At 62.3% G+C, this 7762-nt stretch carries 7 protein-coding genes; 4 read left to right on the top strand and 3 right to left on the bottom strand.

The annotated features are described in order from the left end of the window. Positions 1–6: 6 nt before the first annotated feature. The 3 genes from tssK to tagH are packed head-to-tail and all read right to left on the bottom strand — an operon-like array spanning position 7 to position 3443. Positions 7–1341, bottom strand: a complete 1335-nt coding sequence (gene tssK / locus J4E63_RS28085; RefSeq protein WP_072407490.1) for a type VI secretion system baseplate subunit TssK — start codon at positions 1339–1341, stop codon at positions 7–9. 15 nt (positions 1342–1356) lie between these two features. Next, positions 1357–1863, bottom strand: a complete 507-nt coding sequence (tssJ, locus tag J4E63_RS28080; protein WP_060740022.1) for a type VI secretion system lipoprotein TssJ — start codon at positions 1861–1863, stop codon at positions 1357–1359. A gap of 56 nt (positions 1864–1919) precedes the next feature. After that, complete coding sequence (gene tagH, locus J4E63_RS28075) at positions 1920–3443, bottom strand: type VI secretion system-associated FHA domain protein TagH (protein ID WP_207283956.1); 1524 nt, start codon at positions 3441–3443, stop codon at positions 1920–1922. Positions 3444–3858: 415 nt separating this feature from the next. Here tagH and tssA point away from each other — a divergent pair, with 415 nt between their 5' ends. From tssA to J4E63_RS28055, 4 genes are all read left to right on the top strand, one after another. Further along, positions 3859–4902, top strand: coding sequence for a type VI secretion system protein TssA (tssA, locus tag J4E63_RS28070; protein WP_207283955.1), 1044 nt, complete (start codon positions 3859–3861; stop codon positions 4900–4902). Between the two features lie 81 nt (positions 4903–4983). After that, positions 4984–5490, top strand: a complete 507-nt coding sequence (tssB, locus tag J4E63_RS28065) for a type VI secretion system contractile sheath small subunit (protein ID WP_003206923.1) — start codon at positions 4984–4986, stop codon at positions 5488–5490. A gap of 2 nt (positions 5491–5492) precedes the next feature. After that, on the top strand, positions 5493–6989 hold the full coding sequence (gene tssC / locus J4E63_RS28060; protein WP_060740019.1) for a type VI secretion system contractile sheath large subunit: 1497 nt from the start codon (positions 5493–5495) through the stop codon (positions 6987–6989). A 220-nt stretch (positions 6990–7209) separates the two neighbouring features. After that, positions 7210–7698, top strand: coding sequence for a type VI secretion system tube protein Hcp (locus J4E63_RS28055; protein ID WP_025216165.1), 489 nt, complete (start codon positions 7210–7212; stop codon positions 7696–7698). Positions 7699–7762: the final 64 nt, after the last annotated feature.

Here is a 7762-nt window from a genome sequence, read left to right as displayed (position 1 = left end):
CGCGGTTTATCCTCGGATCGCCCAGAAAGCCAGGTTCAGCCCTGGGAACTGGCCGGCGATGTGGAACGCAAAGCCGCCGGAGTTGCTCAACTGCTGCCAGTGGTCGCTGCCCCGGTCGAGTTCGTAGTAGGTGGAGCCGGCGTGGTACGGCAGTTGCCGTGGCGCCACCGGCAACGGCAGCAGGCCGATGCCCGGCAGTTGCAGGTTGACCAGGTCGCGGATGTGCTCCACCGAGCCGACCTTGCTCTGCTGGCCGAAGCGGCTGCGCAGGGTTTCGGCCGGCACATCGGCACGCACCACCAGGATGAAACTGGCGCTGTCGAGCAGGGTCTTGTCGGCCAGCATCGCCACGTGGATGCCGTAGGCTTTCTCGACAATCGGAATCGGCGTCGCCTTGCTGTCGATCAGCATCGACAAGGCTTCGCGCAGGGCCTGCATCACCGGCGCGTAGCTGAGGGCCAGGTCATCGTGCTGGTACGGCGGGTATTGCTGCGGTCGTCGCCCGGACGCGGTGAACGTGGAAAACTCCCCGGCCAGGCTCACCAGTTCGCTGTAGAAGCGCTCGGGGTGCAGCGGGCTCAACTGGCTCAGGTGCTGGATCAACGGCTGGGCGCGGTTGACCAGTTGCAGCAGCATGAAGTCGGCAATCTCCGAGGCGCCACCGGCACCGGACGCCACCACCCGCCCCGCCAAGGCTTCGCCGCGTTGATGCAGCAGGCCCAGCAGTTCGCTGCGAAACGCCGCCAGCGGTTTGGAGGCGATGACATCCAGCAGTGGCGGGATGTAGGTGTCGTCGAGCACCAAGGCACGGTCGGCACGTTTTTCCTTGATGCGCACCACACCGATGGCGGCGTAGTCGCCGATGCCATCCTGTTCGGTCAACAACCGCAGGGCCCGGGAGCCAAGGGCCACCGGCGCGCGGTTTTCGAACGGCGCGTTGTCGTCGCGCACTTCGCACACCTGGCTCACATAACGTGCAGCGCCGAGGTCCTCGCCTTCGTCCACGGTGTCACGGGCGCCGGCGCGCTTGAGCGGCAAGGCCAGGTACACCAGGCCATCGCGCAGGTTGTCATCGACGTTCAGCGGTGTGGGCGCCAGGTCATCCTGGGGAATGTTGAAGGGCGTGCCGTCCGGCAACAGGCCCCGCGCCGAGATGATCGCCAGCTTGCCCTGGGCCAGCAGGCCCTGGTCGATCAGCAATTCGGAAAAACCCCAAGCGCCGGCCGACAATGGGCGGCTGCGTGCGTCGATGAGGTTTTCCAGGTAACGGTCATGCTGTTGGAAGTGCTGCGTTCCAATGAACATGCCTTCCGACCAGACCACGCGATTGTTCCAGGACATGGGGGCTCCGATTGCTTATTGGGCAGGGCTGGATGGGGGAACGACGACGGCGCTGCGCACGGCGCGCACATCGAGGCTGATCTGGTATTCGGTGTATTCGCGCGCCGGGACATTCATCACCGTGCGCCACAACGACTGGTCCAGCTCGCGATAGCCCACCAGTATTCCGATATGCCGCGTGGCCGGGTCGAGGTCGCGTTGCAGGCTCAGTTGCTGGCCGGGCTGGATCAGCACCTCGTCCTGGTCGATCAGGTCGGCGCCTAGCGTGGCCTGGGCCCGTTCGGCCAGGGCGAAATAATCGGAACGGCCAAAGGTCGCGGCATTTTTCAGTTCGAAAATGCGTACCCGGACCGGGGCCGGCTGGCCGGTGGCGCCGGGGTTGAGGCCGGCAATGGCATGGAAATGCAACTCGATGGCGGCGGTGTCGGCCTCAGCTTCTTCGGGCTGGGGGTTGGCCGCATCCTTGGCGCACGCCGTCAGCAGAAGCGCGGTGGCGACTGCGAGTAAAAACCTGGGAATCATCCTGCGTCCTCAATGACGTTTGAGCTATCCGTTCTATTGTTATAGGACAGCGCCGCTCAACGGCGTCGCTGTCGTGTGCTGTGTTCTTCGTAGGCGCGACTGAACTCGCGACCGAACAGGTCCTGGAAATCCTCCTGGGCTTCCCGGGAAATGTTGCTGTAGAGCTCGGTGAATTGCTGCCAGTACTGGGCCTGCCGCGAGCCGCTGAAAATCCCCGAAAGCCCGCCGGGCTTGGCCATGCGTTCTTCCAGTTGCGCCGGCTCGAAGCGCCCCAGCAAATGCTTGATGGCCGCTTCCACACCGGCCATTACCGCCAGTTGGTGGGCCCGCAAGTCATCGAAACTGTCACGCACCGCCGCGTCCGGGGCCATGAACGCCTGGTTGCCGTGGCGCAACAGCAACAGCAAGGCTTCGTCGACATTGGGGGCGAACTTCAGCGGGTTGTTTTCCACCGGCTGGATCATCGTCTGCTGGATGCGGAACTCACCCTTGAGGCTGCTGCGGGCGCGCAAGACATCGATCAGGCCTTCGACCATCAAGCGATAACTGCGCCCGATGCTTTCCATCTGTGCTTCGGCATTGGCCTTGTCCAGGCGCAACTGATCCAGCCCGGCGCCGCGCAGGAAGGCTTGCAGCAAGTCGGGTTGGGCGGCCTCGACCGGGGCGGCCGGAGCAACTGGGGCAACTGAGGCGGCCGGGGCAACTGGAGCAACCGGGGCAACTGGAGGTGCGACCGGGGTCTCGACGCGGGTCACCGGTGCTTCACGCACGGGCGCCGGCGGCGGTGCACTGATTTCAGCAAAGATGTCGACGAGCGGAGGCTGCGAAACCGGGGTCGCGATCGGCTCAACCACCGGCGGTAGCGGCACCGGCGGCGGGGCCACGGGCAGCGGGGCAACCGCCACCGGTGCAGGCTTGTCGCTGAACGGGTCCCAGTCGTCCGGAATCACCGAGGCAGACGGCGGTACAACCGGCTCGACCACGGGTGGCGGGCTCGGCCGGGCAATTGGCGTCGGCGGGCGGAAGTTGTGTTGCTCGGCCGGGACATGGTCAGGCTGGGTGGCCGGCGGGACACTGCTCGGGGCCAAGAAGTCGAACAGGTCCGGCAGGGTGTCCATGGCCGACACGCCCTGGAAATGCGCAGGCGAAGCCACCTGGATCGGCGACGGCACATGCGCCGCGGCGCTCTGCTGCCCCATCAAGGCCTCGAAACTGCTGGGCGATTCGGCGAACGGATTGCTGTCGGTGACCGGCAGGTTGAAATCGACGCGGGCCTGGATTTCATAATCACCAATGCGGATCACTTCGCCGTCCTGCAGGGGCTCGCTGTTGCCCTTGCGCAAGCGAACGCCGGCCTTGACCAATTCCACACCATTGGTGCTGTTATCGGTCAAATAATAACGCCCGTCTTTGTATTGGATAACGCAATGTTTACCGGAAACCAGGCGCTCAGGGTCCGGTAATACCCAGTCATTATCGGAATTACGGCCAATTGCCATCACCCCCTGGTCCATGGACTTTTCAGAACACTGGCCTGGGGTAATTTTGTGATAACTAGTGATAGTCAAACACAGCGGCATCTTGCCTCCTTGCTGAATACTTCGCGCGCGGGCAGGAGTGAGGGTTCAGACCCTGACCACCCGCCGGCAACCTGCCAACAACCGTAAAAACGGCTTTTTGCCAGCATGATCGCTGATCATAACCGGCTTGCGTGACAAAAACCCCACGTCAGTTGCCGCTTCGACCGGCAGGTCGGACAGGCTGTTAAGCGCATCACAACTGTTACATAGGGCATACACAGGCGAAATAGCTTACCTTGACAAGCGATAAGTACTACACCAAAAATGCACAACTTCTTGAATATACATGATGGCACTTTAGGATCATCGCAGATCTAAAGGGCCATTACCGTCAAGGAACATGTGAAGTTTCATCCGAAACTTGCGTGTGAACTGCCCGACTTCTATCAAGCGGGTGATAGGGAGATCGATCCAAGTGGATGTGCCTTTGCTGCTCGCCGCCGTTTCCGCGACTTCTCCGTGCGGTGAAGATCTGGAATATGACGCGGATTTCCTGCGCCTGGAACGCGACTCCCGGGGCCAACCCGAGCGCAGCATGGGCGATTCGATCCTGCCTGCCGAACCTCCTGAATGGCGCAGCATCCAGCAGCAGAGCCTGGACTTGCTGCAGCGCAGCAAAGACCTGCGCATCACCCATTTCCTGATGCAAAGCTCCCTGGCCCTCGAAGGCCTGCCGGGCATGGCCCGTGTGCTGACGCTGATCAGCGAATTGCTCAAGCAATACTGGGCCGAACTGCATCCGCGCCTGGACGCAGATGACGACAACGACCCCACCGTGCGCATCAATGCCCTCGCCGGCCTGACGTCCGATCTCACCATCCGCCTGTTGCGTGAAAGCATCCTGACCCGTTCACGGACCTTCGGTGCCGTCAGCTTGCGCGCCGCCGCCAACGCCAGTGGCCTGCAAAGTTTCCCGGATGAAAACCTCGGTGCCGAACAGCTCGCCGGGGCCCTGCTCGACAGCGACCCCGAGCAGCTGGAAATCACCCGCGCCGCCCTGCTCGAAGCCCGCAGCGCCGCCGAAGCCATCGAGCAGCAGGTCAGCGACCAGGTCGGTTCCGCCCAAGGCGTGGACCTCGGCCCGTTGAAGCAACCGTTGAAGATGGCCCTGCAGATTCTCGGTCAGTTCGCCCCGCAGAGTGGCGACAGCGCCCAGGCCGATTCCGTCAGCGACAACAGCGCAGCGCCCGCTGAGCATGCAAATGTCACAAGCTCACCGCGCAACACCAATAACAGCACCAACACCGTCAGCGGCGACATCAACAACCGCGACGACGTGCTGCGCAGCCTGGACCGGATTCTCGCGTACTACACCCGTCATGAGCCCTCCAGCCCGCTGCCGGTGCTGTTGAACCGGGCCAAGAATCTGGTGCACGCCGATTTCGCGGCCATTGTGCGCAACCTGATTCCCGACGGCATGAGTCAATTTGAAAACCTGCGCGGCCCAGACAGCGAATAAAAAGCGAGCGGATCACGCAGTCACGTCACCGGCACCCCCGATGACGCCAACACCGTCGCTCAAGCGACCAGGAGCAGCAACGTGGCGAAGCAAAGTTCTCAGAAATTCATCGCGCGCAACCGCGCGCCTCGAGTGCAGATCGAGTACGACGTCGAGCTCTACGGCGCCGAGAAAAAGGTCCAGTTGCCCTTCGTCATGGGCGTCATGGCCGACCTCGCCGGCAAGCCCGCCGAGCCTCTGGCTGCGGTAGCCGACCGCAAGTTCCTCGAGATCGACGTCGATAACTTCGACTCGCGCCTCAAGGCCATGCAGCCGCGCGTGGCGTTCCATGTGCCTAACGAACTGACCGGCGAAGGCAACCTGAGCCTGGACCTGACGTTCGAAAGCATGGACGACTTCAGCCCGGCGGCCGTGGCCCGCAAGGTCGACTCGCTGAACAAGCTGCTCGAAGCGCGCACCCAGTTGGCCAACCTGCTGACCTACATGGACGGCAAGACCGGCGCCGAAGAAATCATCATGAAGGCGATCAAGGACCCAGCGCTGTTGCAGGCCCTGGCGAGCGCGCCGAAGCCAGCACAGGACCAATGATCATGACTGACAATACAGCCCGCGAAGGCGCACAGAACCTCGGCGCGACAGAAGAAACCAGCGAGTTCGCGTCCCTGCTGCTGCAAGAATTCAAACCCAAGACCGAGCGCGCCCGCGAAGCCGTCGAGACCGCCGTGCGGACCCTGGCCGAACAGGCCCTGGCGCAGACCGACCTGGTGTCCAACGACGCCATCAAGTCGATCGAATCGATCATCGCCGCCATCGACGCCAAGCTCACCGCCCAGGTCAACCAGGTCATCCACCACCCCGACTTCCAGCAACTGGAAAGCGCCTGGCGTGGCCTGCACTACCTGGTCAACAACACCGAGACCGATGAGCAGCTCAAGATCCGCGTGCTCAACATCTCCAAGACCGACCTGCACAAGACCCTGAAGAAATTCAAGGGCACCGCGTGGGACCAGAGCCCGCTCTTCAAGAAGATGTACGAAGAAGAATACGGCCAGTTCGGCGGCGAACCTTACGGCTGCCTGGTGGGCGACTACTACTTCGACCAGTCGCCACCGGATGTCGAGCTGCTGGGCGAGCTGTCGAAAGTCTGCGCGGCCATGCACTCCCCGTTCATCGCCGCGGCATCGCCGACCGTGATGGGCATGGGCTCGTGGCAGGAACTGTCGAACCCGCGCGACCTGACCAAGATCTTCACCACCCCGGAATACGCCGGCTGGCGCTCGCTGCGTGAGTCGGAAGACTCGCGCTACATCGGCCTGACCATGCCGCGCTTCCTGGCGCGCCTGCCTTATGGCGCCAAGACCGACCCGGTGGAAGCCTTCGCCTTCGAAGAAAACACCGACGGCGCCGACAGCTCCAAGTACACCTGGGCCAACGCCGCCTACGCGATGGCGGTGAACATCAACCGTTCGTTCAAACACTTCGGCTGGTGCTCGCGCATCCGTGGCGTTGAATCGGGCGGCGAAGTGGAAAACCTGCCAGCCCACACGTTCCCGACCGACGACGGTGGCGTGGACATGAAGTGCCCGACCGAAATCGCCATCTCGGACCGCCGTGAAGCGGAACTGGCGAAGAACGGTTTCATGCCGCTGCTGCACAAGAAAAACACCGACTTCGCCGCATTCATCGGCGCCCAGTCGTTGCAGAAACCGGCCGAATACGACGACCCGGACGCCACCGCCAACGCCAACCTGGCCGCGCGCCTGCCGTACCTGTTCGCCACCTGCCGTTTCGCCCATTACCTGAAGTGCATCGTGCGCGACAAGATCGGTTCCTTCAAAGAGAAGGACGAGATGCAGCGCTGGTTGCAGGACTGGATCCTCAACTACGTCGACGGTGACCCGGCACACTCCACCGAGACCACCAAGGCCCAGCATCCACTGGCTGCCGCCGAAGTGATCGTCGAAGAAGTCGAAGGCAACCCGGGGTACTACAACTCCAAGTTCTACCTGCGCCCGCACTACCAGCTCGAAGGGCTGACCGTGTCGCTGCGCCTGGTATCGAAACTGCCGTCGGCCAAGGGCGCGTAAACAACAGTTGAAATGGGCTTTCCTGTGGAGGCCCTTTGTGGCGAGGGAGCTTGCTCCCGCTGGGTCGCGTAGCGGCCCCTTCTTGTGGGCGCTGCGCACCCAAGCGGGAGCAAGCTCCCTCGCCACAGGGTGGTCCACAGGAGATCTTCATTGAGTTCACAGATTTCGCAAGGTCAGCGTCAACCAAACAATGTGGTTAGAAACCACACAGGGAGAAAACATGGCTGTTGATATTTTCATCAAGATCGGCGACATCAAGGGCGAGTCCATGGACAAGGCCCACAAGGACGAGATCGACGTCCTGAACTGGAGCTGGGGCATGTCCCAGTCCGGCAACATGCACGTAGGCAGCGGCGGCGGTGCCGGCAAGGTCAACGTCCAGGACCTGTCGCTGACCAAGTTCGTCGACAAGGCTTCGCCGAACCTGATGATGCACTGCGCCAGCGGCAAGCACATCGACAAGGTCAAGCTGACCGTGCGCAAGGCCGGCGGTGAAAGCCAGGTCGAGTACATGATCATCAACCTGGAAGAAGTGCTGGTCACTTCCCTGAGCACTGGCGGCTCGGGCGGCGATGATCGCCTGACTGAAAACGTCACCCTGAACTTCGCCAAGGTGCTGGTGGACTACCAGCCACAGAAAGCCGACGGCACCAAGGAAGGCGGTCCGGTCAAGTTCGGCTGGAACATCCGTCAGAACGTCAAGGTGTAATCGAAAATACCCCCGGTGCCACGCACCGGGGGTGTTTGGTGCTTGCTCGAATCCAATCTTTTCC

It is taken from the genome of Pseudomonas sp. FW300-N2F2, from assembly GCF_017351655.1.
GTDB classification, from domain to species: Bacteria; Pseudomonadota; Gammaproteobacteria; order Pseudomonadales; family Pseudomonadaceae; genus Aquipseudomonas; species Aquipseudomonas fluorescens_AA.
Note: the sequence above shows the minus strand (reverse complement) of the source record. Positions and strands in the feature narration are given on the sequence as shown.